26 protein-coding genes and 2 pseudogenes are annotated in these 26,895 nt (G+C 61.9%); 9 read left to right on the top strand and 19 right to left on the bottom strand.

Going from position 1 to position 26,895, the window contains the following annotated elements; genetic code table 11:
* Window positions 1-9 precede the first annotated feature (9 nt).
* The 3 genes from glmS (at window position 10) to AC1MGR_RS12495 (ending at window position 3,582) form a co-directional block, all read left to right on the top strand.
* A complete protein-coding gene (gene glmS / locus AC1MGR_RS12505) occupies window positions 10-1,836 on the top strand; it encodes a glutamine--fructose-6-phosphate transaminase (isomerizing) (protein WP_108039470.1) in 1,827 nt (608 codons plus the stop codon).
* A 246-nt stretch (window positions 1,837-2,082) separates the two neighbouring features.
* A complete protein-coding gene (locus AC1MGR_RS12500) occupies window positions 2,083-3,087 on the top strand; it encodes an IS481 family transposase (protein WP_480231791.1) in 1,005 nt (334 codons plus the stop codon).
* Between the two features lie 252 nt (window positions 3,088-3,339).
* Window positions 3,340-3,582, top strand: a complete 243-nt coding sequence (locus AC1MGR_RS12495; RefSeq protein WP_480231790.1) for a histone H1 — start codon at window positions 3,340-3,342, stop codon at window positions 3,580-3,582.
* Here AC1MGR_RS12495 and AC1MGR_RS12490 read toward each other — a convergent pair.
* The 4 genes from AC1MGR_RS12490 to AC1MGR_RS12475 form a co-directional block, all read right to left on the bottom strand.
* The gene (locus tag AC1MGR_RS12490; RefSeq protein ID WP_480231789.1) at window positions 3,533-4,789 is read right to left on the bottom strand and encodes an AAA family ATPase; all 1,257 of its coding nucleotides are present in this window, start codon (window positions 4,787-4,789) and stop codon (window positions 3,533-3,535) included. The two genes, AC1MGR_RS12495 and AC1MGR_RS12490, sit on opposite strands and share 50 nt — an antisense overlap.
* A gap of 250 nt (window positions 4,790-5,039) precedes the next feature.
* Window positions 5,040-6,797, bottom strand: coding sequence for a TnsD family Tn7-like transposition protein (locus AC1MGR_RS12485; RefSeq protein WP_480231788.1), 1,758 nt, complete (start codon window positions 6,795-6,797; stop codon window positions 5,040-5,042).
* Window positions 6,798-6,815: 18 nt separating this feature from the next.
* Window positions 6,816-8,231: an ATP-binding protein gene (locus AC1MGR_RS12480; RefSeq protein ID WP_480231787.1), complete on the bottom strand. Its 1,416-nt coding sequence runs from the start codon at window positions 8,229-8,231 to the stop codon at window positions 6,816-6,818.
* Window positions 8,168-8,542, bottom strand: a complete 375-nt coding sequence (locus AC1MGR_RS12475) for a hypothetical protein (protein ID WP_480231786.1) — start codon at window positions 8,540-8,542, stop codon at window positions 8,168-8,170. The genes AC1MGR_RS12480 and AC1MGR_RS12475 overlap by 64 nt, the downstream gene beginning before the upstream one ends.
* 646 nt (window positions 8,543-9,188) lie before the next feature.
* Here AC1MGR_RS12475 and AC1MGR_RS12470 point away from each other — a divergent pair.
* Together AC1MGR_RS12470 and AC1MGR_RS12465 are read left to right on the top strand one after the other, a co-directional pair.
* Window positions 9,189-9,644, top strand: coding sequence for a hypothetical protein (locus tag AC1MGR_RS12470; protein WP_480231785.1), 456 nt, complete (start codon window positions 9,189-9,191; stop codon window positions 9,642-9,644).
* Window positions 9,645-10,072: 428 nt separating this feature from the next.
* Window positions 10,073-11,143, top strand: a complete 1,071-nt coding sequence (locus AC1MGR_RS12465; protein WP_480231784.1) for an HD-GYP domain-containing protein — start codon at window positions 10,073-10,075, stop codon at window positions 11,141-11,143.
* A 182-nt stretch (window positions 11,144-11,325) separates the two neighbouring features.
* On the opposite strand, the pseudogene AC1MGR_RS12460 reads toward AC1MGR_RS12465, so the two are convergent.
* The 5 genes and pseudogenes from AC1MGR_RS12460 to AC1MGR_RS12440 all read right to left on the bottom strand — a co-directional run.
* A pseudogene (locus tag AC1MGR_RS12460) lies at window positions 11,326-12,266 on the bottom strand (IS630 family transposase); the annotation flags it as partial.
* A gap of 1,101 nt (window positions 12,267-13,367) precedes the next feature.
* Complete coding sequence (locus AC1MGR_RS12455) at window positions 13,368-13,610, bottom strand: DUF6894 family protein (protein ID WP_480231783.1); 243 nt, start codon at window positions 13,608-13,610, stop codon at window positions 13,368-13,370.
* A gap of 161 nt (window positions 13,611-13,771) precedes the next feature.
* A complete protein-coding gene (locus AC1MGR_RS12450) occupies window positions 13,772-14,011 on the bottom strand; it encodes a DUF6894 family protein (RefSeq protein ID WP_108039777.1) in 240 nt (79 codons plus the stop codon).
* 147 nt (window positions 14,012-14,158) lie between these two features.
* A complete protein-coding gene (locus AC1MGR_RS12445) occupies window positions 14,159-14,902 on the bottom strand; it encodes a Crp/Fnr family transcriptional regulator (RefSeq protein ID WP_480231782.1) in 744 nt (247 codons plus the stop codon).
* Between the two features lie 148 nt (window positions 14,903-15,050).
* Window positions 15,051-15,296: a DUF6894 family protein gene (locus AC1MGR_RS12440; RefSeq protein ID WP_480231781.1), complete on the bottom strand. Its 246-nt coding sequence runs from the start codon at window positions 15,294-15,296 to the stop codon at window positions 15,051-15,053.
* A 664-nt stretch (window positions 15,297-15,960) separates the two neighbouring features.
* Between AC1MGR_RS12440 and AC1MGR_RS12435 the strand changes: the two are divergent.
* Window positions 15,961-16,928, top strand: a pseudogene (locus AC1MGR_RS12435) (IS630 family transposase).
* Window positions 16,929-17,250: 322 nt separating this feature from the next.
* Here AC1MGR_RS12435 and AC1MGR_RS12430 read toward each other — a convergent pair.
* The 4 genes from AC1MGR_RS12430 to AC1MGR_RS12415 all read right to left on the bottom strand — a co-directional run bounded on the left by AC1MGR_RS12430 (window position 17,251) and on the right by AC1MGR_RS12415 (window position 19,350).
* Window positions 17,251-17,778, bottom strand: a complete 528-nt coding sequence (locus AC1MGR_RS12430; protein ID WP_480231780.1) for a phasin family protein — start codon at window positions 17,776-17,778, stop codon at window positions 17,251-17,253.
* On the bottom strand, window positions 17,775-18,038 hold the full coding sequence (locus AC1MGR_RS12425) for a hypothetical protein (RefSeq protein WP_480231779.1): 264 nt from the start codon (window positions 18,036-18,038) through the stop codon (window positions 17,775-17,777). The genes AC1MGR_RS12430 and AC1MGR_RS12425 overlap by 4 nt, the downstream gene beginning before the upstream one ends.
* Before the next feature lie 390 nt (window positions 18,039-18,428).
* The gene (locus AC1MGR_RS12420; protein ID WP_480231778.1) at window positions 18,429-18,779 is read right to left on the bottom strand and encodes a hypothetical protein; all 351 of its coding nucleotides are present in this window, start codon (window positions 18,777-18,779) and stop codon (window positions 18,429-18,431) included.
* A gap of 319 nt (window positions 18,780-19,098) precedes the next feature.
* Window positions 19,099-19,350 carry a hypothetical protein gene (locus AC1MGR_RS12415; RefSeq protein WP_480231777.1) on the bottom strand — a complete coding sequence of 84 codons (252 nt, stop codon included), beginning with the start codon at window positions 19,348-19,350 and terminating at the stop codon, window positions 19,099-19,101.
* Between the two features lie 356 nt (window positions 19,351-19,706).
* On the opposite strand from AC1MGR_RS12415, the gene AC1MGR_RS12410 reads away from it, so the two are divergent.
* Entirely contained in the window at window positions 19,707-19,931 is a 225-nt protein-coding gene (locus AC1MGR_RS12410; RefSeq protein WP_480231776.1) for a hypothetical protein, read from the top strand.
* Window positions 19,932-20,580: 649 nt separating this feature from the next.
* Here AC1MGR_RS12410 and AC1MGR_RS12405 read toward each other — a convergent pair.
* Window positions 20,581-21,228, bottom strand: a complete 648-nt coding sequence (locus tag AC1MGR_RS12405; protein WP_480231775.1) for a hypothetical protein — start codon at window positions 21,226-21,228, stop codon at window positions 20,581-20,583.
* A gap of 234 nt (window positions 21,229-21,462) precedes the next feature.
* Between AC1MGR_RS12405 and AC1MGR_RS12400 the strand changes: the two genes are divergently transcribed.
* Entirely contained in the window at window positions 21,463-21,879 is a 417-nt protein-coding gene (locus tag AC1MGR_RS12400) for a Ros/MucR family transcriptional regulator (RefSeq protein WP_480231774.1), read from the top strand.
* 463 nt (window positions 21,880-22,342) lie between these two features.
* On the opposite strand, the gene AC1MGR_RS12395 is transcribed toward AC1MGR_RS12400, so the two are convergent.
* From AC1MGR_RS12395 to AC1MGR_RS12375, 5 genes are all read right to left on the bottom strand, one after another.
* The gene (locus AC1MGR_RS12395) at window positions 22,343-22,588 is read right to left on the bottom strand and encodes a hypothetical protein (RefSeq protein WP_480231773.1); all 246 of its coding nucleotides are present in this window, start codon (window positions 22,586-22,588) and stop codon (window positions 22,343-22,345) included.
* A 43-nt stretch (window positions 22,589-22,631) separates the two neighbouring features.
* Window positions 22,632-23,201 (bottom strand): hypothetical protein, encoded by a 570-nt coding sequence (locus AC1MGR_RS12390; protein ID WP_480231772.1) that lies wholly within the window; start codon window positions 23,199-23,201, stop codon window positions 22,632-22,634.
* 63 nt (window positions 23,202-23,264) lie between these two features.
* Window positions 23,265-24,125, bottom strand: coding sequence for a PRC-barrel domain-containing protein (locus AC1MGR_RS12385; RefSeq protein WP_480231771.1), 861 nt, complete (start codon window positions 24,123-24,125; stop codon window positions 23,265-23,267).
* Window positions 24,126-24,164: 39 nt separating this feature from the next.
* On the bottom strand, window positions 24,165-24,815 hold the full coding sequence (locus AC1MGR_RS12380) for a BON domain-containing protein (RefSeq protein WP_480231770.1): 651 nt from the start codon (window positions 24,813-24,815) through the stop codon (window positions 24,165-24,167).
* A 295-nt stretch (window positions 24,816-25,110) separates the two neighbouring features.
* On the bottom strand, window positions 25,111-26,040 hold the full coding sequence (locus AC1MGR_RS12375) for a LysR family transcriptional regulator (RefSeq protein ID WP_480231769.1): 930 nt from the start codon (window positions 26,038-26,040) through the stop codon (window positions 25,111-25,113).
* A 159-nt stretch (window positions 26,041-26,199) separates the two neighbouring features.
* Between AC1MGR_RS12375 and AC1MGR_RS12370 the strand changes: the two genes are divergently transcribed.
* Entirely contained in the window at window positions 26,200-26,766 is a 567-nt protein-coding gene (locus tag AC1MGR_RS12370; protein ID WP_480231768.1) for an OsmC family protein, read from the top strand.
* Window positions 26,767-26,895: the final 129 nt, after the last annotated feature.

The following is a 26,895-nucleotide window of genomic DNA, read 5'->3' as shown; positions in this document are numbered from 1 at the left end:
AGTCCACCCATGTGCGGAATCGTCGGAATCGTCGGCCGCGAGGCGGTTGCGGGGCCCGTGGTCGAGGCGCTGCGGCGCCTCGAGTACCGGGGTTATGATTCCGCCGGGATGGCGACCCTGGAGGCGGGCCGGCTGGAGCGGCGTCGGGCGGAGGGCAAGCTCGTCAACCTGCAGCTCAAGCTCATCCAGTCGCCGCTCACCGGCCCCATCGGCATCGGACATACCCGGTGGGCGACCCATGGGCGGCCCAACGAGACCAACGCCCATCCGCACGCCACCGCCCGGCTGGCGGTGGTCCATAACGGCATCATCGAGAACTTCCGCACGCTCAAGCGGCGGCTGGAGGCCGACGGCGTCGCCTTCGAGACCGAGACCGACACCGAGGTCGTGGCCCAGCTGGTGAGCTGGCACATGGAACGCGGCCTGGACCCGGTGGAGGCGGTGGCCACCACCCTGCCCCAGCTGCGCGGCGCCTTCGCCCTCGCCTTCCTGTTCGCCGGCGAGACCGACCTGCTGATCGGCGCCCGCCACGGCGCTCCCCTGGCGGTGGGGTTCGGCGCGGGCGAGACCTATCTCGGGTCGGACGCCCTGGCGCTGGCTCCGCTGACCGATTCGATCACCTACCTGGAGGACGGCGACTGGGCCGTGCTGACGCGCCAGGGGGCCGAGATCCGGGATGCCGCGGGCGCGCCGGCCACCCGGGCGCGCCAGACCATCGTGACCCAGAACTACCTGGTCGACCGCGGCAACCACCGCCACTTCATGGCCAAGGAGATCCACGAGCAGCCGGAAGTCGTCGGCCGGACCCTGGCCCATTACATCGACCTCGCGGCGAGCCGCGTCCGGCTCCCCGTGACGCTGCCCTTCGACTTCGCCGACCTGACGCGCCTGTCCATCACCGCCTGCGGCACGGCCTACTATGCCGGCCTCGTGGCCAAGTACTGGTTCGAGCGCCTGGCGCGCCTGCCCGTCGAGATCGACGTCGCCTCCGAGTTCCGCTACCGCGAGGCTCCGCTCAGCCGAGGCGAGGCCGCCCTGGTGATCTCGCAATCGGGCGAGACCGCCGACACCCTCGCCTCCCTGCGCTACGCCCGCGCCCAGGGCCAGCACATCCTGGCGGTCCTCAACGTGCCGACCTCGACCATGGCGCGGGAATCCGATGCCGTGCTGCCGACCTTCGCCGGACCCGAGATCGGGGTCGCCTCCACCAAGGCCTTCACCTGCCAGCTGACGACGCTCCTGTGCCTCGCCATCGCGGCGGGCCGGGCCCGGGGGCATCTCGACGCCGCGGAGGAGCGCCGCCTCGTCGACGCGCTGATCGCCATGCCCGGCCTGATGGCGCAGGCGTTGCGCCAGGAATCCGAGATCCAGGGCTTGGCCCAGGAGATCGCGAAGGCCCGCGACGTACTCTATCTCGGCCGCGGCACCGCCTATCCGCTCGCCCTCGAAGGCGCACTGAAGCTGAAGGAAATCTCCTATATCCACGCCGAGGGCTACGCGGCGGGCGAGCTCAAGCACGGCCCGATCGCCCTGATCGACGAGGCGATGCCGGTCATCGTGATCGCGCCGCACGATGCGGTGTTCGAGAAGACGGTGTCGAACATGCAGGAGGTCGCCGCGCGCGGGGGGCGGATCGTCCTCATCGGCGATGCCACCGGCGCGGCCGCGCACGGCCTCGAGACCCTGGCGACGGTGATGATGCCGGAAGTCGAACCGGCGGTGGCGCCGATCCTCTACGCCGTCCCGATCCAGCTCCTGGCCTACCACGCGGCGGTGACCATGGGGAAGGACGTCGACCAGCCCCGCAACCTCGCCAAGTCAGTGACTGTGGAATGACCGTCACGGTGGAATGACCGTCACCTGTCCACGGCGAAAAAAGTCAGATGAAAAAATAAAGTCGGGTAAAAAAATAGTCGGGTAAAAATGTTGACATATTAAAGTCGGGTGAAGATGCGGTGTCAGCACCGCAGTCGGGTAGTGGATTAGTTTGAAATCTGACGGGGTTGAACCCGGCCTTGGATCGGCTAGATGTTCGGTCCCACTGTGTGGTGGTACGACTGATGCCGCTTGGAGGGACGCGCTATGGGACAGGTTCTTCACGGCAGCGCCACGACGACTGAGACGGTCCGTCGGGCAATCCAAGCTCGTCAAGAGAGCGTGAGGGCCGCCGCCAAGCGCTACGGCGTCAGCGCCACGACGGTGCAGAAGTGGCGCTCACGCCAGACCAGCACCGATGCTCGGATGGGACCGAAGGAGCCCCGATCCAGCGTACTTAGCTTGGAGGACGAGGCGGTCATCGTCGCTTTCCGCCGGCACACTCTGCTGCCGCTGGACGACTGCCTCTACGCGCTGCAACCGAGCCTGCCGCATCTGACCCGCTCGTCGCTTCATCGCTGTCTGCAGCGTCACGGCATCAATCGCCTGCCGGACGTCGAGGGCGACAAGCCGAAGCGTTCGAAGTTCAAGGCCTACCCGATCGGCTACTTCCACATCGACATCGCGCAGGTCAGCACCGAACAAGGCAAGCTACACCTGTTCGTGGCCATCGACCGCACCAGCAAGTTCGCCTTCGTCCAACTGCATGAGAAGGCGACGCAACGGATCGCTGCAGCCTTTCTACATGATCTGATCGCGGCGGTGCCTTACACGATCCACACGGTGCTCACTGATAACGGCATCCAGTTTACCGACAACAAGCCAGTGAACGAGGAGGTCGAAGCGAAGGCAGCCGCCTACTGGGCGACCCAGGACGGGCCGCGCCTGTACCGCTGGCATTCGTTCGAATGGGCGTGCGAGCAGACGAAGATCGAGCACCGCCTGACCAAGCCGCGCTGCCCATGGACGAACGGTCAAGTCGAGCGGATGAACCGAACTATCAAGGACGCCACGGTCAAGCGCTACCATTACGAGAGCCACAAAGAACTCCGGCAGCACCTGCAGCTGTTCGTGGATGCCTACAACTACGGACGCCGGCTCAAGACCCTACGCGGCCTTACCCCCTACGAGTTCATCTGCCAGGCCTGGACGAAAGAGCCAGAACGCTTCAGGCTCGATCCGTCACACCACATGCCGGGACCGAACATCTAGGCGACCGTGGCATGATTAAGGGATGATCATCGAAGCCGAAGCCAAGCAGGACGGTGTTTGGACGCCCGTTAGTCCATCCGAGGGAGCGATCCTGAAGGGCTACTCGCTACGGTGCCCAACCTGTCATGGGCCAGTGTACGCTTGGACTGCAGCCAGCGCTGCGCCGCATTTCGGGCACATCACAGCGCACACAGGCTGCAAGCAGTCGCACAGCTTCTCTGGCACCAGCTCGCCGCACCCAGATGCTTTGGCATGACCAGTTCCAAGCGCCCCCGCGATCCCAACCAGCTCGCTAAGTTCATCGTGGACGTGGCAACGGGGGAAAAGGAAGATCCGCCGCCTGCAACTCCCAATGAGGAGTCACGCCGCGGCGGACTGATTGGCAGTGTATTGCGGGCAAAAATCCTTTCATCTGAACAACGAAAAGTAATAGCCGAGAAGACCGCTACGGCTCGCTGGAAAAAAGATCGTCCTGCTCAGGAGATGAAAGAATAGACATTGATTTTTTATCAATCAAACCAGCCTCGATGCCTTTCATCAAGACGTAAGGCTGCATTGCTACATCAGTAAATCGGAAGCGATGGGATCTCTCCTCGCCTTTCATTTGTAGTATTTCACCCCTTTTATCGCTAGCAAATTCCTTCAAATTAGCATTGAAATGATCAATCCTACGGTGAGAGCCAATAATATTTGAGAATGGGCTGACCACATCTTTTGGCGCAAACCAACCACTGGCATCCGGCTTGGTCAGGGCGCACGCGGTGATCAGATGCTTAAGCCTTGCATGAGCTTGATTGCTATTGGTCGCTTGTTCGTACACAGATTTTAGGGTTTGCTTTGAACTCGCAACTGTAGCTGCAATGCCTTTATCGACATCCTCCTCTGTTACTGTCATACTTTTTCTGGAGATTGCAGAATTGACCGCGCTCTTACCTAGTGCATGGGCAATTGCCGGCAGACCCTTCGCAAGGGTGATAATCTTCCATTTAGCATCACCCTCCATCTTCATATTTAACTGAGTTGTTCGCGCCCATAGCAGATCATGCAGCTCATCGTTATGCATACGAGGCATAAGTATTTCTTCGGAGCACCTTGTAATAGATTTATGACCTCGTACGAGATCATCTACATTATCTCCTACTCCAACAACGATTATTGTTGCATGGCAGCTGGCATCAGAAAGAGCCTTTATAGTCTCTGATAGATAGCCTGCTCCGATTGTATCTTTAAATTGTTGGTATTCATCTATCACAATAATTGGTATAATGTTTTCTCTAAAACCTGACATTTCCCTGATTACGTCATTCTGAGTGATCTCGCCGGGGTATAGCTCCGCGACGTTGTTGGAACGTAAAACCCCGCCTTCTTCTGTGGCAAAAGTCATACCCTTAAAAATTTCCTTCCAAATGCTCGAATACGTATCACTACTAACTACGGGATGCCTGTAAAAGTGAACCAGTTGTGGGGACGACGGAATGCGATGCTTTAATATCATTGCTGTTGATGTCTTGCCGACGCCGGGCTCTCCGTACAAAATAGCGTGACGTCCACGTTCTGCGACAACTTCAGCCAACAGATCAATTTGCTGCGAGCGTCCGGCGAACAACTCTGCAACCGTCATCGGACTTGAAGGCGTAAAAAGCTGGCCGGCATGAAATTTCAGCGCGCGCCAGTCCTCATCGGTTTTCTTCATCAGGGCCATCAGTCGGCATCCTACTGCCCTCAGTAAGGGGTCTACTGCCACCAGTAGCAGCCCAATTGCTGGCGTCAACCTCGTTTAAAATGACTCTTATGCTTGACCCCACTTGCAACAATCATATTGAGAGAGGGCAATGAACACGCTCTCCGCTGTTGACCGTGCGCGCATCTTGCACCTCCTCTGTGAGGGCAGTTTGTAAGGCTGCGTCAGAAGGGTACGATAGGGCGGTGGGTGGTGCGCGCGACCGATCAGTCTACTGCCCGTGGCGGCCGCGATAATCCGTCAGAATTTCCGCCAGGATGCGTTCGGCCACGGGCAGCCAATCCCGGCCCAGGCCAGCAATGGCACAGGCCTGCCACGCCGCCGGCGGTCCGTCCGGTAACTTTGACCGAATGACCCATTCGAGCCTCCTGCGCTGAAATGCAGGGATTGTCTCTTGATGCGTGTCCAGAAACGCGTTCGCGGCAGGGAGAATGCGGCGGCGCTTACGCAACCACCCCCGGCGTCCCAAGCGTCGCTCGAACTCCGCGACGCTGGCTCGAATTGGTGTCACTTCCCTGCGGATGACTGCGTCAAGGTGACGTAGCCGCACGACAAGTTCAAGATCCAAGGTTGGCCAGTTCCTCCGAGGGCGGGAGGATTTGCGGCCAGCCGGTCGCGCCTGAAGTCCTCGACGACCGGACTCTGTCGTATCCTCCTGTCTGCCCCCGAGCAGCGCCTTCGGCTTCACGGAGGTGCAGGTCCAAGGCGTAATCAATCCTAGCTTATCGGCCTCTGCCCCAACGGTCTTGGGGTCGAGTTGCAGCCGACTGGCGATGCTCCGCAAGGTCAGCTTCTGCGCGATCCAGTCCCCAAGCGTTTGCTTGAGACTTGGTCCGAACGCACGATATCGGGGCGGCCCCAGAAGCCCCGATCGAGCGATGCCACGCGTATAGGCGAAGCCGCAACGGCATTCGAAGACGCCGACGACGGCGTCTCGATTGCGATACCAGGTCAGGTCTTCCACGACCGGCTGACCGTGGTGCTCCATAAGCGGGTTGCGGCACAGCCACGGGCCGACCCCAAACGCGGCTGGTGGGGCATCCCGAGTCTCTCGAGCGCCCCCCTGGGCCTCCAGAAAGAGATTAAGAAGAATGTGCCGCAGCGGATGAGCGGCCTTGCGCGGCTTACGGGTCAGCGCGGCGAGCCATCCCTCGTCGCCAGCTCCCGGGTCGCCGACCGGCAGAAGCTCGAGTGCCCGGCCGAAATGCGCGCGAAAGGCATCGAGTAAACGCGTTTGATCGACCCTGCGTCGGGAACGCATGAACCCCGCAGCCTCGACGCGCCTTCGGTACTGCTGCCCCATCTCGGTCATAGACATCGGCGCTGGAGGATGGTTGAGCAGTAACTGACTCGCCTTCGCCACCTCGACAAGTCGGAGCAACGTCCTGGGGTCGTGCACGCGCACGACCGGAATTGCCGCAATGGGGCAGGCGTCATCGTCCGCGACGAAATAGGCGTGGCGGTTCGTCGTCTGACACGAAACCCGGCTCAGACGCAGGGGCTCCCCATGATCCGGGCAGACGAGAGTGCCCGGAAGTTGATGCGTACGCCGCCAGTATGGCTCACCGTAAGCTGCACTCATTGCGTCTCGGCAGGTCGGACAGAACCGAAGGAGGGTCGTCCTCTCGGTCGTGAAGGCCGCAATCCCGAGGCGGAGGTGATAGCCGCTAGTGCTGCCAGCCATCGCTCGAACGAGGTTGCTTCGGGTCTCAACCGAGCAAAACGCTGTCTCGTAGGGAAACTGCGTCGTACGCTGGATAATCTCGTCGACCGTCAGCGCCCGAGCGCGGGGAAGACGCTCGACCAGCGCACTCAAGCCGCCGGGCAGATCAAAGCTCGCGATTGCACGGCGATAGCCGAATAGGTCGAAGGCGATAGCACCTGGACTCCCGCCGCCGATGCTGCGCGCGTAGCGGCCGAGGACGCTGTAGAGCATCTCGTCCGGATAGATGTCCGGAAAGGTGCGCATCTTCCAAGCCCCGATCGCTCAGGCAGCCAAATCAGCGAGCGGATGCTTGACGACACCTGCTGCGAGGAACGCATCGTAGCCCGTACGGCCGTCAGCTGTCGCGGCCTCAAGGATATGCCGCAGATCGCCCGGGACGACGACCTTGTGAGCCGGTTTGCGTTTGATCGACTTCATAGGCTTCGCGTTGCGCGCGTGCACGAGTGCAGCGGCGGTCGCGCAGACCGTGGCGACATCGCCTGACGGATGACGCCGGCGCACCTCGGCGAGAATTTCCTGTTCTGCAGTCACCGATAGCTTGAACACCTGCAGGATTGCGAGCACGGCAGCATCGCGGTCCGCGGTCGCCGCCGCCGCTGCGGAGGTAGCCTCTTCCAAAGCCAGGCGCTGCCGGATCTCACTCGCGGGCTGGCCGGTGATCGTCAGGATTGTGTCATCGAGGTGCCGCGCAAGAGGCTTGAGATCTTCGTATCGCTCGATAGCCCGCTTATCCCCAGACCGGAGTGCCTGGATCATCGGAGCGATCATCTTCAGATCCTCCTCGGCGACCTCTCGAATCAGGTCTGCCGTCATCATCTCGGATTGATCAGCCTGCGTGTCGATCTCAGCCCGCACGATGACCCGAAGCTGGGCGAAGATGAACAGCTTGATGACGATGTCGATCACGCCCTGGCTTTCATCGTAGAGCGCTTCCGAGATATCGTCATCGAGAGCGGTCGGCGTACGCGTCCACTGATACGACCACATCTCCTTGATGAATTCGTCCCATTCCCCGTCCTTCTGCATTCGATCCCAATACTGATTTCCGATACCGCTGGCGCGTCGACCGCTGCGGAAGTCTAGCTGGAAGATGTCGAGCGCGGCCATCGTGCCGACGAGGACGACCGGAACCTTAATCGCGTTTGACAGGGCAACGAAGAAGTTCATCAGGGTCTCATGCCCCTGTGTCGCTTGCCTCAAATGCTGGATCTCATCGACGACCAGCACACCGAGGGCGTAAAGGTAGGCGTAGTGCTGCACATAGGGCATGAGCACATCGCCCGTCTTGCGATCGAGTTTCAGCATGCCGATGAAATCGGTCTGCAGACGTTCGCCGAGCGCATGGAAGAAGCTTAGGCAGAACGCTTTGGGCGAGCCCGTCGACGGACACTCGATCTTAAGATAGGGAACCTGCGTGATCGTCTCGCCAAGATTGTGCTCGACTAGCGGTGGATAGGATTGCAGCACGCGCTCGACGGTGACCGTCTTCCCCATGCCCGGGCAGCCCAGGATCGAGAACCCGATCATGCTCTCGGATTGTCTGGTGCTCGGCGCGTAGCCCCTGGGCTTGGCAACCTTCGTGTCGGCACGGGCCAGAGACTCCGCAGACGCGATCAGGCCGCGACGATATTCGAGCGTCGACGGGTTGCGACCGACGTACCCGCTGAGGACCGCCATATCACGCCTGACTCTTGGGTGCTGAGCAGAATGCGAAGGTGGTCCACTTCCTTGTTCAACATGACGAGCGACGTGGCCCGCACCTCGTCATTCTCGCTGCTCATGTAGCGGTAGTGACGGATGCGGTGCGTGGCCACCGAGGTCTCAATTTGGCCGAGCAACGCCGTGGTGGGCAGTTGCTTGCCCGTCAGGCCCACAATCTCCGCGTTGAGAAGAGAAACCGAGCGCAGCGCCCACCCGCCCGCGCCTGCGGAGAGCAAGCAGAGGAGGAGGACCAGCCCAATGAGGGACGTCTTCAGAGAGATTTTCACGCGAGCACAGCCACTGATGTAAGTACCATACGAAATGGTACCATCAGTCCGTTGACCGAAAATTTGAATCTACCAGAAGAAATATGCGTATCTACGCAAAGAATGATTGGTTTTATATCATAAGTACAGTTAGGTTTTCCTGACTGATTTGTAATGAGACCATTCGTTTCATGATCGACCTATTTCTTGCGTCGAGCATCCTGCGAGGAGACGGCATCGAGTTTGCCCTCGTCTTCTACCAGTCCCTCAATGATGTTGAACGGCCTTGCCAGGTCGATGCGGCTCTCCGTCGGCCTGGAACCCGAACATGAAGCGGCGGTTTCGGTGGTCAAATGAAAGTGTGTCGCCTCTGGGCCTGTTACAAACGCGATAGTGCCGGCGTTTACTCGACGTTGGCCCCGGCTGCGCCAGCCGTGGCTGGGAGAGCTAGCAGAATACTTTCGAACTGAGCGTCAGATAGGCCAAGGCGCAATATAGGATTATAATTGTCGAGAGCCGCAATCCCATAGGTCTTAATTTGATCTAATGCTTTTGTGCCTTCACTACAGTTGTTGGCTCCTCGGAGAATGGAGTGTAAAAGACTCAGTGCAACTGCGTTTAAGCGGTAGCAAAAGTTACCATGCAATCAGGTCAAGGCAGAGACGGAATGAAAATCAACATTGCCGTAGCTGCCATTCTTACTGGCATTGTAACCTCACTGACGGGTGCTATTGCACCATCTGCCCGCAACCTTGAGGAAATGCGAGCGGCCGACAAAGCAACTTGGAGCCGTATCAGTGGGTCGATTTGTTCAAGCTGCGGGTCTGAGAAAGCCGCTGCGCGATCAGTTCTGACAAACCCCATAGCCGTTCTCGCAGCCGCACCTCGATCACCTTCTAATGCGGTTGCCTACAACATTCCTAAATTTAAGGTTCGAACTGCGGGGTTCTACATCCGATACGCTTCATTTCATCGCCGGCGCACCCAGCGATATGCGCACAGGATGTTCAAAGTGCGGCATCACTACGCCGGCTCAAATTTAAAGCAAAAGATTCAGATTGATAAGCTCAGTAACATAGAGATTAATATTGCACGTTTCGGAGAAGAGACACGTCAATATTAGAATATGATCGCGATCAACGGCTACTGCGTACACCAATCCGCGGCAGAAATAGCTATTCGATTCAAAAGGCTCCTTCGTTATCGACACAAAGGTACCGGGGCTACATGTCGATAAAATAATGATTTGCCGACACCTACGGCCGCCCGTCACAAAGTCCGAAAAGGTAGAGAGCGGACCATGACCCTCACTTTGAAGGGGATGTTCCCCCTGCGACTCAATAGTGCCGCAGAAGCTGTCCAACGCCATGCCATTGAGTGGCCGTGCCTGACTTCGAAAAATGGAGTGCAGCAGCCCGTAAGTCGAGGATAAGTGCGCTGTGTTCAGGCTTTGGCAACGCTCTGGATCCCATCGTGGGATCGTTGGTCTACCGGTGTCGCCAAAATATCCTGACGGATAAGGGGGCCCTACAAAGCCTGGAACGTTGCTTGATGCTGGCTCTCGTTCTCGACGACGCCGAGATGAACAACCTGCTCGTGGTCGCCGCCCTACAACCCATCGTTGGCTGCCGGCCGCACGACTTCACTGTACCGGCCGACGCGCTCGCCTTCGCCCGAGCGCATGCCTCCGAGATTGGCGTCGTGATCACCGACTACGACATGCCCGGCATGAATGGGGTGGAGTTCATTCGAGCGGTCCGAAGCATTCCAGAACTCGCCAACGTACCGACCGTCATGGTCACCAGTCTCGATCAGCGCAAGCTGCGACGCGAGGCCCTGGAGGCCGGCGCGACCGACTTCCTGACCAAGCCCGTCGACCCGATCGAGGTTTGTGCCCGCGTCTCGAACCTGCTCGCTCTCTCGAAGGCGCATTGGGCCCTTCAAGATCACGCCGCCGAACTAACGCGAGAGGTCGCCGCTGCGGTCGCTCTGGTCGAGGATCGTGAGCGAGAAATCATCTCTACGCTGATGCGAGCCGCCGAGAGCCGGGACACGGACACCGGCGACCATATCGCACGGGTCTCGGCCTCCGCGGGTCGGATAGCCAGGGCCCTCGGCCTTGCGCCCGACGAATGCCGCTTGATGAGCTTGGCGGCGACCATGCACGACGTCGGCAAGATCGCCGTGCCGGACGCCATCCTACTCAAGCCAGGTCTGCTCACACCCAAGGAACGTCGGGAGATGGAGCTGCACGCCGAACGGGGCCAGCGCATCCTTGGCAGCAGCGCCTCTGCCGTCATGCGGCTGGCCGCGGAGATCGCCGTCACCCACCACGAGCGCTGGGACGGCACCGGCTACCCCTATGGCCTGCGGGGCGAGGCGATCCCCCTAGGGGGCCGCATCGTCGCCGTCGCCGACGTATTCGATGCCCTCACCTCCAAGCGTCCCTACAAGCAGGCCTGGTCGCACAGCGACGCCTTTGCCCACCTGCGCGAACAGGCGGGCAGCCATTTCGACCCGCGCTGCGTCGACGCCTTCCTCAGGGCATACGACCAGCCGCCCCTGTTGGCCGACTTAGAGGGTGGGAACCGGGTTCGCGATGAAGTCCGGCTGGCATCCTGACCCGTTGTCCTGCCTCCTGAGCCGAATGCACGGAAACATCGGTGATCTGCTTGAGCCATTAAAGACCCGCGCAAGTCACGATGGGGATATGACAACCGGCACCATGGCTTCCCTCCTCGTGCGGCTGAAGCACGACCAACGTGGCGGCGCCCTAGAGCGGCATCCGATGATGTTGGATCATATGCGTCGTAGCCTGCGGCGGCGAGATACCGGCGGCATTCGGCTGGCGTGAAGCGTCCGAAGGCTTGTCGGATCGTGTCCCAGAGGTCGCTGATCGTTCGAGCGGCCTCGGCTCGAAGAATGGCCTTGAGCTTGGCGAAGGCGAGTTCGATCGGGTTGAAGTCGGGGGAATAGGCCGGCAGGTAGAGCAGCCTCGCCCCGGCCGCCTCGATGCGTTCGCGGATGCCGCTGACCTTGTGGGCGGGCAGATTGTCGAGCACGACCGTGTCACCGGGCCTGAGGGCTGGGACGAGGGTTTCTTCGACATAGCCGCGGAAGCGAGCGCCCGTCATCGGTCCATCGAAGAGTGCGGTGGCTGTCAGGCCGCTGGTGCGCAGCCCGGCGGTGACCGTGATGGTTTTCCAGTGGCCGAACGGCACCGCAACCCGGCAGCGTTCGCCGCGCGGAGCCCGCCCATAGCGGCGGACCATCTTCGTGTTGGTGGCGGTCTCGTCGAGGAACACGAGCTTGTCCGGGTCGAGATCGAGCTGGCGCTCGAACCAGGACAGGCGCGCGGCCTTCACGTCCTCCCGCTCCTGCTCGGCGGCGTGGCCAGTGTTTTTTTGCGCGTGATGCCGTGGCGCTTGAAGAAGCGGGACAGGCTGCTGACCCCGACCCGCAGACCCTGTTCGGCCAAACGGTCGCGCAACTCGTGCAAGAACAGCTCGGGCTGCGCTTGGTAGGTCTGCCGGATCAGGTCGGCCTGCGCCTCGATGGTGTGCGAGCGTTGATCGCCGCCCATCGGCTTGGCGTGTGTCCGACCCTCCTGCACGAAGGTCCCGTGCCAGCGCACGGCGCTGGCCGGGCTGACCTCGAAGCGCCGTGCCGCTTCCCGGCGCGAAGCCCCCGCCTCAATCGCGGCCACAACACGCTCACGAAGATCAACGGACAGGGCAGACGCCATCGGCTCTCCTCCTCGGAAAGCCGCGCGTCGAATCACAACCTCGGCCCAGCGAGAACCCCAGACGATTCAAGCCGGTCGGTGCCTGCTCTAGTTCTCGTCGCTCTGCTGTGTCCGAGCCCGAGCGCCGTAGCGATCGACTACGCCTCCCTGGTCAAGCGGCGGGCCGAGCTCCAGCGCGCCGCCAACAGCGGCAGCATCGCGGGCGTCAACCAGTTCATAGGGTGGCCTCACAAACGGGAGGTGCCACGCGGGCTCTATTGTCAACGCGGGGTAAACGCCGGCGTGATCGCGTTTGCGACACCCCCGGCCCGATCCCCCTTCGTGAGACGTATCAGCCTTGCGAATTCTCAGATGCAGGCCGATCTCCACGCCTGACATTATGAGACCTGTATATTCGGCTTCCCTACGAGAGAGCTGCGCTCCGCTACTTCGCATTCTGCCAGATCGCAGTGACCGCCCGAAGGGCCGTGTCGCCGGCTGCCTCGGAGGCTCCTTCAGATCCAAAGGATCGTACTGACCGCTGCACCACCTCCTTGTCCTTCCAAATCGACCAGTCAAACCGACCGGGCTCCGTTGCAGACGGTGTGACCCGCAGGGAATGGGGATTGGGGGTGAAGATGATCATAGGGATCATATGGGCACGCCCGCACATGTTTCCCAACGACGCAGCAGCGAGCGGGTGCTCGCGAGCTCGAGCTATTTTTCTTGTCTGCCTTCTTGGCAGCGTTCTGGTCAGCCTGCTCGTTCTTGAGCCTCAAGGCTTTGAGGCGCATCGTGTTGTCCTCGGTGGCCTGCTGAGCCGCGTCGTAATCGGCTCGTGCCTCGCCCCATTCGCGGGCCTTCTCCCGTAGCTTCGCGCTTCTCGTCTCCCGGCGATCTTGTGCGCCACTATCATCGCTCGTCATGGTAGCTGACTTCCTACTGATGATGGCATGCAATCCGCGATCACGGGCGCACCCTTGGTACCGCGATTGCCGGGTTGGAGCTCATCTTCCTTCAGGAGGTCGCTAAAGGGCTCGGTTGACTGTGAAGGCTTTTGGTCAACACTTCTGTTGTGGCCATATTTGCTCGTGCTAGAGCGCCTGCGCCGCTTCGATGACATCATCGAGATCGCATATCAGTTCCATTGAATATAAGCGTGGCTGTATAAACAGTCTCGTTATTATCGTCACGAACACGACAAGTTATAGTATGATGGTCACCGCCGTCAGGCAATATTTCACGAGCGAAATCGGGAAGGACTCTTTTTGCCTCCTTACGTACGGCATCGAAGTCTAGACACAAAACACCGACGTCATCCAGGAAGAAATTTCCATCATGAACATCGAAGTAATACCGAGACATAAAACGATCCGGGTGCTTATGGCGGAAGCACGCACGTCTCCCAGGCGCGGAATGCCGAGAACGTCGCCGTGCCTCCTTATAATAAATAACATTTGTTCAAATATCCATCCACGATAATTGCAACCAGGAGCATAGATCAAAATAGATGTCGGGCTGTTATCTCAGCGGATGAGCCATGTCCCAGTATACGTAAGCGCCGCGGAATAGATGGGGTGCCCATCCTCGTCCGTCACGAGAACCGAGAATGCTTGGTGTTCGCCATCTTTGGAAATCTCATGGGCCGCAATTTGGGGCAGAACCGTTTTTGCGTGACGCGCCGCATCCTCGGGTCCGAGGAGATCCATTCCCTCGTCGTCACGAAGCGTCGACCCGTCATGAATATCGAAAAAGTAGCGGGGCATAGGAATCTCCACGCGCGGTAGGCGGGAGCACACGAAGTCTCACAGGCGCGGAGGGCCACGGGCAGGGCCGCGATGGATCACATTCTAGGCGCAGCTTCTAACAAAATATTTAACAAATGGCTGTGCTCATTCATCTCACTGGGTGTGTCAGTTCCTCCGCCCTGCCGGATGGGGCAGAGGCCGAGGGCGAAGATGAAGATAATTTGGATTAAACCCAGCAAAATCCTTGATGGCCTCGACATCGGGTAGCGTGACCCGTCTCTCCCGAAACACGACGAGTTTCTTCTGTCGCAGCCCCTGAACCACCCGGTTGACATGGACATTCGAAAGGCCTGCCGTATCGCCTAAGTCTGCTTGCGTGAGGGGAAACACGTAGCTGTTCTCTGTTGCAAGCCCGACAGCCTGAAGGCGGAGCAGAAGTTCGCAGAACAGATGGGCGATCTGCTGGTCCGCAGAACGACGGCCCATGTTGACCAACCACTCGCGCAGGATCGCTTCGTCGACGAGACCAGCCCAACGCAGAGCGCGTTCGAGTGTCCGATGGTTTCCGAGGAGGTCGTCCATCACCGATCGTGGGATACGTACGACATCGCAGGAAGTGATCGTTCCGATACAATGATCCATCGCGCCGAGGATCGAAACGTTCAGGTCGCAAAAGTCCCCAGGAATGAGAAAGGCGACGATTGAACGGCTTCCGCTTGGAAGGACCTTGTAGCGGCAGGCAAACCCTCTCTGAATCAGATGGACGTGATCCGGTGCATCCCCTTCCGAAATAAGGTTCGTCCGAGGTGAGACGACGCGAACATGTTCACTCGCTCTGGAAAGCGCCGCCTCATCGGCCTCCGATAGAACGAAACTGTGCTTAAGCTTCTGAACGAATGGATTGAGCATACGCCCTACTGGGCCATGCCCATCGGAAGGTATACAAATACGAGTTACGGGGATCTAGTATTGATGATACGAATTCGTAACAGATCGTCGAGGATGACATCGATTTTCATGAAAGAGAGCATAACTTAATTTCATGTATATTTTGATACTATATTGTATTGCGGAACCAGCTGCCCGTGAACGTCATGGTCGCAACATAGACGGTTGAGTTTTCTTCATTGCGTACCGCCGCCGTATAGGCCTGCTTATTTTTATCTGCGGGAATGATAGATTTGGCGATCTCGGGTAGTGCCCGCATCACCTCTGTCTCAACCTCCTTGTGATTAGCAAGCTCCTGACCAATTGAATCTATTGTCCAAGAACCGCAAAAGTAATCAAAGTAGTACCGAGCCATTTCCTAATCCGCTGCTTATGGATTATCCCCTAAATGTTCAATGTGTCATGCTTTTGGCCCGTTAACAAACGATTATAGCTATATTTTGCTAAATGTTAATCTAAAATCTGTATGATGATTTGTTGTCAATTCCAAAATTCTACATTGGAACTATTCTAGGTCGAGCGATTGTTTAGTCACATACGTTCAATCCGACGGCGGCTCTTACGTGCTGGGCGATCGGATAGTTGTCAGCAGGACCACGACATCTGCCAGCCGAAAGACCCGTAATCTGCCAGCGGATGGGCTGTCGTCGGAGTGGATGCCTTGCCCATCAGTGTTCGTGATCTGAGGGGAACTGACTGTTCGAGGGTGGAGAAAAAAGGCGATCAGCCGGACCTTCCCGAGAAAGGTTGGCTAGGCGATGCCGGTTCGATCATCAGAGACCTCTGACAATGCCAGTTGTCGCCTCGACGGACATCCTCGCAGCATCTGTCGCCCTCGGTGACAGCCAGCTCTTACCGTCGGTGCCGGTCAGCACATCAGACGTTGTCGCACGGCTCCGGACCACCTTGGGTATGGGCACTACCGTCCCGCATCGGAGGTACTAGAGCATTTTCGACGATCCCTGAGTCGTTGCGGCCAGGTGAGCGTTGATCCCTGAAGGTTCGTCAGGGAGATCGCCATGGCCCGTGCCTACAGTCACGATCTGCGTGTTCGCGTCTTGGACGCGGTGGAAGTAGGTCTGTCCCGCCGGGCCGCGGCCCTGCGCTTTTGGGTCGGCGTCGCTACGGTGATCCACTGGGCCGCACATGCGACGATGACAGGAGAGACGCGGGCTCAGCGTCAGGGCCGTCCACCCGGCTCCAAGCTCGACGTGCATGAAGCCTTCTCGCTCGCCCTTACCGAAGAGAAGGACGAACCGAAGGACCGCGCAGCGAGATCACGCTTGCCGAGATGCAGGAACGCCTGCGTACCGAGCGCAGCGTCTCGGTCGGATTGGGCACGCTGTGGCGTTTCTTCGCCTGCCGCGCGGCGACGTGGAAACAAAGTCGGCGCACGCAGCCGAGCAGGATCGCCCCGACGTGGCCGCATCCCGTGAGGCGTGGTTTGCCGCGCAGCCCGACCTCGACCCTGAGCGCCTGATCTTCATCGATGAGACAGGTCTCTCCACCCGCATGGCGCGCCTGCGCGGTCGCTGTGCTCGCGGTCAGCGCCTGCGCTCGGGCATCCCGCATGGCCATTGGCTCACGACGACGTTCGTTGCGGGCTTGCGCCTGTCGGGGATGAGCGCGCCCATGGTGCTCGACGAACCGATGACGCGGGAGTGGTTCTTAGGCTGACGTCGAGCAGGTGCTCGCCCCAACCCTCAGGCCCGGCGATACTGTCATCCTCGACAACCTCCCCGCCCACAAGGGCACAGCGATCCAGGCCGCCATCGAGGCCAGCGGCGCACGGCTTCGCTTCCTGCCGCCGTACTCGCCCGACTTTAATCCGATTGAGATGGCCTTCGCCAAACTCAAGGCGCTGCTGCGCAAAGCGGCCGAGCGCACGGTCGATCGGCTCTGGACTGTCGTCGGCGATCTGCTCGACGCCTTCACACCAACCGAGTGCGCAAACTACTTCGCTGCCGCCGGCTTCGATCCGGAGTAAGTGGAAAACGCTCTAGAACCGCACCGGCGCCCCGAACCCATGCATGCGCTGGCAACGCGCATTGTCATGCCGGATCGCACTCACGGTTACGGCCAGGTGAGGACGGCAGGATGACCGTGAAAAACGTTCATGCATACGCACGACAGGCCGATGGCGGTAAGCAGGACCGTGACAAGGACCGATGCCGCGGCTGGATGCAGGACCAAGGCCCTCGCCCGCGACCGGTTACGGTCAAGGAGCGGCCAAAGCCATGGCGGTCGTCCTGCGAGCCCCGCGGCCCGACCGGACCCGGTGCGTACGGGCCGCGGCGACCATCTAGTGTTCATGCCTCTTCGTCGCTGACGAGGCCGGCCATCGCCGAGAGCGCCTTCCCGGCCTCGTCAGCCGCGCGCATCGCACTTTCCGCGATGGAGCGGCTGTCCTGGAGGATATGCTCCAGGTTCTCGCGTACGAGCTCACCCTGGATCGCTCCGAACTCCTCGACCGACCCGGCCTGCATCAGGCGCTCTATGCCGTCGAAGTTCCGCTTCCATTGCGCCTGAACCATCTCCATCCAACTCTCGGAGGATGCCTGGAATGCCTTCGCCAGTACCGTGCGGCACTGGGTCAGCGCTTCCATGTTCCGGGCAGATTGCCGTGCGAGCCGCTCGCCTTCCTCCCCTGCGTGGCCGAGCGAACGACAGAGCCGTGCCGTGGCCTCGCGCGCCTGGCGCGCGGCTTCATCCATCGCGTTGGGCATCGGCCAGATGCTCTCGTCGCGCACGACGACCGATCCCGCCTTCACGGGCGGGCGCCTCTCGCCTCCGTGGACGTATGGGGCGGACTGCGACGCATGGCCTTCGATGCTCATGTGGATCCTGTTCCTGGGCTGCCCATGATCGCCCCCCGGCGCGGCGGACCGTCGGTCGACTGAGCGTGCTGGCGGTAGTCGTCGAGGATCTCGGTTTCGAGCGCCTTGCGCTGTGGCTCGTCGAGCTCGGGGAGCGTGTCGTGGTCCCAGGCATCGCGGACCGCGATCAACCTGACACCGCTGGCCATCACCTCAAAATCGACGAGGACCTCTGCCTGGGCGTACGGATCGTACGGATCGATGCAGGCATGGCTGGGCATCGTCGTCCTCCGGCATGTCCGCGTGGGCGGGCGAGCGGTGCCCTGGCAACGGGCGTCGCCTTCGCCAGCCAAAAGCCCGATGCGCAGGAGTGAAGGGGGCAAGGTCCCTGCGTATCGCCCGACGACCGTTGGATCGTAGGGATACTCAGGCTAGCAGCCATCCAGAGCGGATACGCGAACCGTTTCCGGAAACCGGCCGTGCATAAATGCGGGCGTCGGGACCTTGGATCGCATCGGTTCGCCCTGGAACCGACCGAGCGGAGCGGATCCGCGATGCCCATGGGCCATCGTCCCACGGGCACTCATGGGCGGATCGAGCATCCGTCCATGTCGGGGATACATCAGTCGCGACGACTTAGCCGAGGCCGAACCAATTCCGTCCCGCCGGGACTACGGCAATGCACCGATCATGCCCTTGGCCTCGCTCATCGTGTTCTCGCAGGCGCGCTTGTCCCCGCGCCGGTCCTCGTCGGCCGCTCGAATGATCAGTGTCCGGGCGACCGCCATGTGGTCCGCCGTCGAGACCATGCCGAGGTCGCTCGGCGCGTCGAGCCGAGCGTTCCTGACGGCGCGCGGAGAGCCGGTCGTGAGCGTATGGCCGGTCCGAAGGCCGGAAACCTCGACCGCACCGGCGCTGTCGAGGCGGCGCTCGATGGTGCCGATCTGTTCGGCGCAGGAAGACGCGGAGACAGGAAGCGGAGCGATTGCGACGAGTGTCGCGACCATGACGGCGATGCGCATCGGATTACCTTTCGGGTCAATCGCAGCATCCCGGCTCCGCTCGGCGAGCGAATGACCCGGTGCCGTCCCTCGGCCTTCGATGCAGGGGGTAGCGCTTCGGGAAGCATACGCCTCGTTTCATGTTGCGTCGCAACATGAAACACAGGGCAGATGCGCGTCCACCTGGGCAAGGCAGATCCCCCCGTGAGCGAAGTCGCCCGAAGCGGTCCTTCGACGTCCCCATCTGCCTGACGGTTCCGATCCCCTTGCAGGCCGTCCCCTTCCACGACGCGAGATGCGCCACCCCGGGGAGCCAAGTCCCCCTTGCCGACGCCCTTGGCTAGCTGTCGTCCTGGTCCGTTTCCAGCTTGGACATGATCAGATAGTTCCGCAAAAGCATCCTGAGCCGGATGTTGGAGTTCTCGCTGTCGGCAGGATGCGAGAGATAGGCCGCGCCGCTCATGATCGCCTCGTCGGCGTGCTGGTCCACCATCTCCCGGTCCTCAACCGTCAAACCCTCAAGGCCGTCGAACCCAAGCTCGATTGCGATCAATTCCACGATTTCCAGGCGCTTTGCATCGAGGCGGGTCATGGACCTACTCCAGTCGATAGCATTGACCGGCGGACAATACGTTGGAGAGTGTCCCATAGCGAGTACGAACAAAGACAAGGCAGGAATCCATCGGAAATAAAAGGCGCCCTCCAGCCGGGACGAAGGGAACCGCCCGATGACCCACGTGCGGCGTCTATCCGGAGGTCGGCTCCGACTTGCGCCGACCCCGTCTTCCGGAACCAGGAGCGACAGCGAGGCTTAACGGCGCGGCAGCGCCGGCCTGAGGCAAGCCTGGCCTCCCGGCGGGCGGGGTTGAGCCGCATGCGACCGGCGGCGGCCCGACGCGGGTCGCCAACCCGACTTTGTCCGGATCGAGCGACGTGGCATGACGTGTCATGCGCATCCCCTCGTCGCCGGACCATAGCGTGACCTTCTCGGCCTGCCGAAGCGACAAGGGCCGCTTCCGATGGTCGGTGACGACGGCCGGCTACCACCCGTACCGCTCCCCGGACTGCTATCCTTCCACATCCATCGCCCTCGCGGCCGGCATGGCCTACGCCCACGTCCTGGCGGAGCGGCAGCCGATCAGGGGACGGATCAACGACGGGAGCTGGATGTAGCGAGTCCCTCCCGGGCGTCCACACGCCCCATCTTCGATGCAGGGCGTTCGTCCCGGCACCGGGCTCGTCACGATTGACTTAGGTGATGAGCCGTTCGTGGCCCATACTCGCCCGCTTACGGGGGGACCCATGTCGATCTTCGAACTTCGACGCATGCCGCGGTCAACGGCTGCGCGAGCGGCCGTGATCGGAGCGACCCGAGCCTTGGAGCTGATGTATCCCATCCGGGTGGACGAGGCCGTAATCGACCGCCTTGGTAGGGCGGTCGCAGAGCTCTTAGAGGCGGAAGCCCTGGCGACGCCCACGGGCATGGCCAAGGAGGCTTCGCGGCAGGCATGAGGGGTTGGGACCCATCGGGAATTGCCCTCGGGCGGCGGGACAGGGCCGTTCGGGCGGTCGCTGGTTGGGCTTTCTCCCTATGAGGGTGACGAACCTCAGCGAAAGCGCCAGCGACCCCCCGAGCGGGCTTGCGACGTCATGGTACGCACGGGCCATTCGTTCGGGTAGCGCAGACAGTGAAGTCGAGGGACGGGTCCAATTCCGTCAGATCGCCTGGCAGGAACCGACGGCACCCACGGGGTACCCGCGATGGAATTCGCCGCCCGCTAGCCGCAGGAGCGACCCGAGCGCGTTCCGTGCCGCAGGGCCATCATCCCGCGATGCCGGGCTCGGACTGCCTCGGGTCCGTCCCCGGAACCTCGTGGGGATGGCGCTCGGTCCCGTTGACGAGCGGAGGGCATAGGCGAAGAGCAATCGGGTTAGTGGGAATGGATCTTCCGGCGACCCGCGCCATCGGAGGCTCCTTTCGTCCGCGGCGCCTCACCGATGCCGGGTGCGCGGCCTGCCAGTCGAGCACCGTCACCTCGCCTTCCTCAAGCTGGTCCGTGGCCGCCTGCAGTTCCGTTTCGGCCTTCGAGAACTGCATCCGCTGGTCCATCAGCATGGCCGCCGTCATGGCTAGGCTCGCCCGACGGATCGCCATGTGGACGTACGCGCGCTCCCAGGATGCGTCGTCGTGGGGGCGGGACATCGCCTCCCCGGTCGGGGTGCCCGACGGAAGCCCGGGGTCGAGCCCCGCGTGGATTTCCTCGGCCGAGGGAGGGGAGCCGACCAAACCCCGGTAGGCGACAATGGCGCCGAGGCAGGATGCCAGCTCGTCGGCGAGGCGATGGGGATGCCCCGCCCCTCGCGTGATCCGCAGCAGGTTGGCCGTGAGCCGCCGAAGGGAGGGCGTCAGTCGATCAAGGGCGCGGCGTCGGTCGACCCGTGCCTTCGATTGGTCGCTCACCAGCCGCATGAGGATACCTGTTCGATGTGAGGGCGAACGGGTTCCGTCCCTCCCCCTGGCGATGGTCGTCCTAATATTTCAAGGGCCTCGAAAGCCAATTTCTTCTAGCGATAAGCGATGGAGCTTAGAAATTCAAGAAATACATGGTTTATGTTGATAATGAAAATCCGATCCACACCTGATGATTAGCAGTGTCCGTAACGGCGATTTGCATCGTGCCGGAATAATTCAGGGAACCATGCCATGGCCCTCTATGGTCTCATGGGGCGCATCGTCTGCGCCTATGTCTCGAACACGTCTGTCCGGACGACCGACCTGCCGAGCCTGATCCAAGGCGTTCATGCCGCCCTGGCCCGTCTCGCCGCTGGGCCGGTGCAAGGCACCCCGGAGGGGAGCCACGGGAGGCCCACGGCATCCCAGGTCCGCAAGTCGGTCACGCCCCAGGGGATCGTCAGCTTCCTCGACGGCAAGAGCTACAAGACCATGAAGCGCCATCTTGCCCGGCATGGCCTCGACGCCCAGGGCTACCGCGCGCGCTTCGGCCTGCCGCTCGACTACCCGATGGTCGCTCCGGAATACGCCGCCCTTCGGTCGGCCATGGCGAGGTCCATCGGCCTCGGTCGCGGCCGCCGAGGAATCGTGACGCCGGGCGACGCATAGGCCGCTAGCCAATACCGATGCGGTGGAGCCTCCGCGCGCTTGAGATGGCCTATCCTGGGGGCGGTCTCCGGTCCGAAGGGCTTTCCCTCACGGCCTGAGCGATGCCCGAGGCGAGCGGGTAGCGAAGCCCTGACGGCATGGCATGGGAAAGCGACCGTCCGCATCACGCATCTGCGCCGGTCCGCGACGGGCCGGCAGGTCCGCGTGCGGAGTCCGACGTCCCACATCGCGGTATCGAGGGCTTTCTTACTGGACGCGTTACGGTCGCGTCGACAATCCGCTTTCAGTCCAGACGACGGCACCATGGGACCTGGGGGCCTTTATTGAGGGTCCAGCTCGGCAGCCCCCCTTCTATCGTGATCGGGTTGCTGCGGGCGCGCCGGCGAAGGGTCCGGAAATCTCGGGGCGGGCTGCTGTGGGGTTCCTCGTCTCCGGACGCCGCGGGGGCTGGCTCGCGAGGGCCTCAACCCACGTAGTGCCAAGCCGCCTCGGATTGGGTTCGTATTTCCGACGCTTTGTCATCAGGGCGCAGGGCGAGTTCGTCGATCCGGGCCTTGTCGGAGTGGTCGAGGGCGATGTCCCGTTCCTTGACAGCTGCAGCGTGCTCACCCTTGGCAAGATGCCTGGCGGAATGCCGATAATGTGCCGCGGCGCGTTCGTGCTGGTGCGCAGCTTCCTCGCAAGCTCTCGCCATCTTGCTCGTCGTCATCGAAGTCTTCCTTGGCTGACAGGGGAGAAAGCCGCGGTTGGGGTCAGCCGCGTAGCTGGGTCTGCGTCATGTCGCGCTCCCAAGTGGTCCGTGCGGCCTCGCGAGCGGCCTTAGCAGCATTCGAGGCGGCCGTAGCGGCCCTGACAATGGCGGCCCGCGCACCCGACGCCGCCCGCCGAACGGACGCGACGTTCGAGCTGACCGACGCATCGGCGGCATCCATGGACCTTTGCATCGCCAACCTGGTCGCCTCTACGGATTTTCGCGCCGAGTCGGTTGCCTTCAGCATTGAAGCATTCGCCTTGATGCCCATCGCCCGGTTGGCCTCGGCGATCTTGGTCTCGGCCCGTGTCGCCGCTTCCGCGGCGTCGGTGGCGAGCTTCCCGATCATGTCGGCGGACTGCTTCGGGCCGTCCTTCACCGCCGCCTTCGACGCCTGCAGCGCAAGCCGAGCCGCCTCACGGGCAGCATCGGCTGCCTCGTTCGCCTCGCGACCCGCCTCTCGCATCGTCGTCGCGGCATCCCCGAGAGGTGCCGTTGGCGACTGGGCTTTGGCCGGGTTCATCATCGACAAGGCGAGGAAGGTTGCCGGCAGCGCCATCATTCGTTTCATGGTCGTATCCAATCGTGGGTTCGAAGGTGGACGGCAGGGCGACCCTGCCGAGCGAAGGCAGGTTCAGTCGGTGTGCTGGGTCCTGAGGGTCGCATGCCAGTAGGCGTCCGCCTTGGCGGTCTGCTGCTCGAACGGGGCCGGATGCGCAGAGTGATTTCCGGTGATCTGGGGTGCCTTGTCCATGTCGCCCTTGCTGGTATCGAGGACGAGGATATTCAGGTTCGGGGTGACTTTGAACTGGTCCCAAGGGACCGCGACGTGGCGCTCGCCGATGCCGAAAATGCCGCCTCGGGCAACTACGAGGTAGGCGATCTTGCCGCTGTCGGCGCCCATGACGATGTCGTCGACGCTGCCGAGTGCGACGTTCCCTGGCGTGCGCACCTCGCTACCGAGCAGGTCGTCGGATCGGATCGCCATCGTTCGCGTCGAGACCGGCTGGGCGAGCGAGAGTTCCTGCTGACGGAAGCCCAGGGCGTTCGCTACCCGGAGGTCACGCCCTTTCATGTCGGTCTTGTACTGGTCGTAGCTCTGCCGGGCCTGGACGAGCACGTCCTCGCAGGGCTGCTGGCGTCCATGGCGGGCCAGGATGCCGGCGCCGGCGAGAAGCACCCGGACCTCATACCCCGGTCGTGCATACGCGTAAGGCATCGAGGCGGCTGACATGCCCATCGGGACGCCGCTGCTCAAACCGAACCAGTAGCCGCCAAGCGGGTACCCATAGCCGTAGCCCGAGCCGCCGAGCCAGTAGCCGTCGCTCTCCATCTGGGTATCGAAGGCCTTGAGATGGTCGAGGCAGACCTGAGCCGGCTTCGAATCCGACCAAGTGTCGGGCCTGCCCTGCGGCTCCTCGGCGGCACGAGGCGGGGTCGCGAGGGCCAGGGCGGTGCAGGCCCCGAGCGTCAGGGGGCGGAGGAAGCGGTACATGGGATTTCCTTGAGAAGGCGGAGGGGACGGAGGCGCTCGTCAGGCGATGGCGAGTTCGTTCTCGACGATGCCGACGCCCGGGGAACTCCAGGCCGTCACGGCAGCGAGCCGGCGTTCGTGCTCGGTATGGACGCTGCCCGTCAGCCGGACGCGGTCGCCCTCGACGTCGACCCCGACGCGCTTGGGATCGAAAAACCAGGACCGCCCCAGCGCATCCTCGATGTCCTTGGCGATGTCGTGGGCGTTGGCGCGCGGCTTGATGGTGATCTGGTTCGAGAGACCGACGACACCCAGCAGCGACCGGACGTCGAGCCCCGCGGCATCCTTCTGGAAGTTCCAGTCGACGGCTCCATTCAGGCTGACCCAGCCATCCTGGACCTGGACGGTGATGGTGTCGGGAGGGATCGCGGCATCCCAGTCCAGGCGATTGATGACGGCGGCCGCGATGTCCTCGTCGGTACGGCGATGCTCGAATGGGAGGTCGACCGAGATCTGCTCGGCGAGGGCCTTCACCCCCTTCACGCGGCGGGCAGCTGCCTCGGCAGCGTGCTTTTGCGCGAAGCTCGTCACGTGCCCCTTCAGGGTGACGATGCCGTCCTTGGCGCTCACCCCAAGGTCCGTGGCCGCCACGCTCGGATCCCAGGACAGCTCCGCGAGCACGTCCTGCGTCAGTCTCTCGTCGGTCGTCATGGTGGTTCGCCTTCGTCGCTGGGATCGTGTCGGCGGTGGGCCGGCGTACCCGCTCGATGGCAAGCTAGCGTCTTGGGAAAGTACAGTCGCCAAGCAATTTCGACATTTAGCTATGCAGGAACGGATGCGTCACTAAACCATCTCGCGATGATTTATCGCCGACGGTCTTTCATGCATCCATAGACACCTATTCGATTTGATCTGGATCAAATGCCGACTCTGTCGGTTCGAAGCAAAGCCGCGTCGTCGTCCGACATCGATATGAGCCCGGCCGAGCAAGGCTGCGTCGATTGCCTCATCTGCCCACGGCGCGAACGTCCTCCTCATTCGCCCCTGGAGGCTGGAGCATTTGGCCGAGTGCCTGGATGCTCTCCGTGATGTGGGTCAGCACCACGCGGATCCTCGGCGTGTCGCGGTTGTCCTTGTGGACCAGCAGAAGGATGTCGGCACTCGGCGGTTCGGTCGGAACCTCCATGCGGATCAGCCGAGGCTCCTGGTCGCCGCGGAACCGAGCCAGGCAGGCCAGTCCACCACCGTTGGCGGCTGCCAGCACTGCGGCCTCATGGCTGCTCGTCTGGAGGACGACCTGAGACATGGGGGCCAAATCCGTCAGCCAGGCCGACTGCGTCATCTCCTGGCTGTCCTCCATCTGTGTGATGAGGTGGTGGTCCGGGCAGCCGTCCTCGAAGTTGAGCTCGCCGTGCTCTCGGACGTAGTCCGACGTCGCGTAGAGGCCGAAGGCGATGCCGCCGATGCGCCGCACCACGAGGTCGTGCTGCTCGGGTTGCCGCATGCGAACGGAGATGTCGGCCTCGCGCATCGCCAGGCTGAGTTCCCGCGGGTTGGGGATGAGCTCAATCATGATGTCGGGATGCGTCGCGTGCAGGCGTGCGAAGCTTGGAGCCAGCAGGTGCGCGGCGATGGTCTCGGCGCAGGTCACCCGCACCAGCCCGCGCAGGCGGGTGTCGCGACCGGTGACGTCCCGCTCCAGGGCGATGGCTTCCGCCTCAAGCCGCTCGGCCTTCTCGCGAACCTCCTCGCCGGCCAGCGTCGGCACGTAGCCTTCGGGAGTGCGGTTCAACAAGCGTACCGCAAGGGTCGCCTCCAGCGAGTTCAGGCGCCGGCCGACGGTCGACTGCGAGACATGAAGCACCCGGGCGGCACTTGAGAGGCTGCCCTGCCTAACCAGGGCCAGGAAAAATCGCAGATCATCCCAGTCTAGCATCCGCCGAACCTGATCATTTTTGGGGCTCTCGTCGTCAAAAATACTTTCCGACTTCGGCGGTGCGAAGCCTAAACTAGATCTTTCAGAATGCCTATTCGGGATAAATTCCCGCCAGCATATCCGGTGGCATGGGCACGAAACCACGGAACGAGGAATTCAATGGTCAAGCCACCGCCGAAGCCCGTCATCCCGCTGCCGCCCCGGGCGGCCAAACGCGAGCTCGACGCTGTCGTTGCCAAGGCCAAGGCCGATCCGGCCGCCATGCGCACCCTGCGATGCCGAACCGTGGCGCAGGGACGGCTCAGCCAATTGAACTACATCCGGAACCTGCCGCCGCAGCCCGTGATGGAGGACGAACCCGAGGGCATGCTCGGCGACAGCCTTGCGCCCAACGCCTCCGAGGCCCTGCTCGCCGCCCTGGGCTCCTGCCTGTCCATCGGCATCCACGCCAACGCCCTGGCGCAGGGTATCCCGATCCGTTCCTTGGAGCTGAGCGTCGAGGCCGACATCAACATGACCTCGGTCTGGGGTAGTGGCGACCTCACGCCGAAGACCATCGGCTTCGAGAGCATCCGGGTCTCGGTGGCGATTGACGCGGATGCGTCCCGGAAGGTCCTGGCGGCAATTATCAAGCACACGGTGCTGTGGTCGCCGGTGGCGAACACCCTGCATAACCCGGTTCATCTCGACGTCGCCCTGGCGCCCGTCATCGCAGCCGTCGCCTGAAGCGAAGCCGGACATGACCGCGACATCGTTCCTTTTCGCGATGGGACACCGTTTCGTCCGGCGCATGGGGGAACGAACGGGACCGATCCCGCTACTCGGACTTTAACCCGTCCCGGATGCGCACGATGG

This window comes from Methylobacterium sp. BI1 (assembly GCF_056680125.1).
The sequence above is the reverse complement of the archived record's forward strand: the minus strand, read 5'-3'. Positions and strand labels throughout refer to the sequence as shown.

Bases quoted from the DNA above. Each gene is read 5' to 3' on its own strand.
- AC1MGR_RS12420 (WP_480231778.1), bottom strand. From the start codon at position 18,779: ATGCGCATCGCCGTCATGGTCGCGACACTCGTCGCAATCGCTCCGCTT.
- AC1MGR_RS12385 (WP_480231771.1), bottom strand. From the start codon at position 24,125: ATGTACCGCTTCCTCCGCCCCCTGACGCTCGGGGCCTGCACCGCCCTG.
- AC1MGR_RS12450 (WP_108039777.1), bottom strand. From the start codon at position 14,011: ATGCCCCGCTACTTTTTCGATATTCATGACGGGTCGACGCTTCGTGAC.
- AC1MGR_RS12485 (WP_480231788.1), bottom strand. From the start codon at position 6,797: ATGCGCACCTTTCCGGACATCTATCCGGACGAGATGCTCTACAGCGTC.
- AC1MGR_RS12400 (WP_480231774.1), top strand. From the start codon at position 21,463: ATGGCCCTCTATGGTCTCATGGGGCGCATCGTCTGCGCCTATGTCTCG.
- AC1MGR_RS12465 (WP_480231784.1), top strand. From the start codon at position 10,073: ATGCTGGCTCTCGTTCTCGACGACGCCGAGATGAACAACCTGCTCGTG.
- AC1MGR_RS12430 (WP_480231780.1), bottom strand. From the start codon at position 17,778: ATGAGCATCGAAGGCCATGCGTCGCAGTCCGCCCCATACGTCCACGGA.
- AC1MGR_RS12425 (WP_480231779.1), bottom strand. From the start codon at position 18,038: ATGCCCAGCCATGCCTGCATCGATCCGTACGATCCGTACGCCCAGGCA.
- AC1MGR_RS12470 (WP_480231785.1), top strand. From the start codon at position 9,189: ATGAAAATCAACATTGCCGTAGCTGCCATTCTTACTGGCATTGTAACC.
- AC1MGR_RS12410 (WP_480231776.1), top strand. From the start codon at position 19,707: ATGCGCATCCCCTCGTCGCCGGACCATAGCGTGACCTTCTCGGCCTGC.
- AC1MGR_RS12370 (WP_480231768.1), top strand. From the start codon at position 26,200: ATGGTCAAGCCACCGCCGAAGCCCGTCATCCCGCTGCCGCCCCGGGCG.
- AC1MGR_RS12440 (WP_480231781.1), bottom strand. From the start codon at position 15,296: ATGGCTCGGTACTACTTTGATTACTTTTGCGGTTCTTGGACAATAGAT.
- AC1MGR_RS12445 (WP_480231782.1), bottom strand. From the start codon at position 14,902: ATGCTCAATCCATTCGTTCAGAAGCTTAAGCACAGTTTCGTTCTATCG.
- AC1MGR_RS12390 (WP_480231772.1), bottom strand. From the start codon at position 23,201: ATGAAACGAATGATGGCGCTGCCGGCAACCTTCCTCGCCTTGTCGATG.
- AC1MGR_RS12495 (WP_480231790.1), top strand. From the start codon at position 3,340: ATGACCAGTTCCAAGCGCCCCCGCGATCCCAACCAGCTCGCTAAGTTC.
- AC1MGR_RS12415 (WP_480231777.1), bottom strand. From the start codon at position 19,350: ATGACCCGCCTCGATGCAAAGCGCCTGGAAATCGTGGAATTGATCGCA.
- AC1MGR_RS12490 (WP_480231789.1), bottom strand. From the start codon at position 4,789: ATGGCCCTGATGAAGAAAACCGATGAGGACTGGCGCGCGCTGAAATTT.
- AC1MGR_RS12395 (WP_480231773.1), bottom strand. From the start codon at position 22,588: ATGACGACGAGCAAGATGGCGAGAGCTTGCGAGGAAGCTGCGCACCAG.
- glmS (WP_108039470.1), top strand. From the start codon at position 10: ATGTGCGGAATCGTCGGAATCGTCGGCCGCGAGGCGGTTGCGGGGCCC.
- AC1MGR_RS12480 (WP_480231787.1), bottom strand. From the start codon at position 8,231: ATGGCGGTCCTCAGCGGGTACGTCGGTCGCAACCCGTCGACGCTCGAA.
- AC1MGR_RS12380 (WP_480231770.1), bottom strand. From the start codon at position 24,815: ATGACGACCGACGAGAGACTGACGCAGGACGTGCTCGCGGAGCTGTCC.
- AC1MGR_RS12500 (WP_480231791.1), top strand. From the start codon at position 2,083: ATGGGACAGGTTCTTCACGGCAGCGCCACGACGACTGAGACGGTCCGT.
- AC1MGR_RS12375 (WP_480231769.1), bottom strand. From the start codon at position 26,040: ATGCTAGACTGGGATGATCTGCGATTTTTCCTGGCCCTGGTTAGGCAG.
- AC1MGR_RS12455 (WP_480231783.1), bottom strand. From the start codon at position 13,610: ATGTCTCGGTATTACTTCGATGTTCATGATGGAAATTTCTTCCTGGAT.
- AC1MGR_RS12405 (WP_480231775.1), bottom strand. From the start codon at position 21,228: ATGCGGCTGGTGAGCGACCAATCGAAGGCACGGGTCGACCGACGCCGC.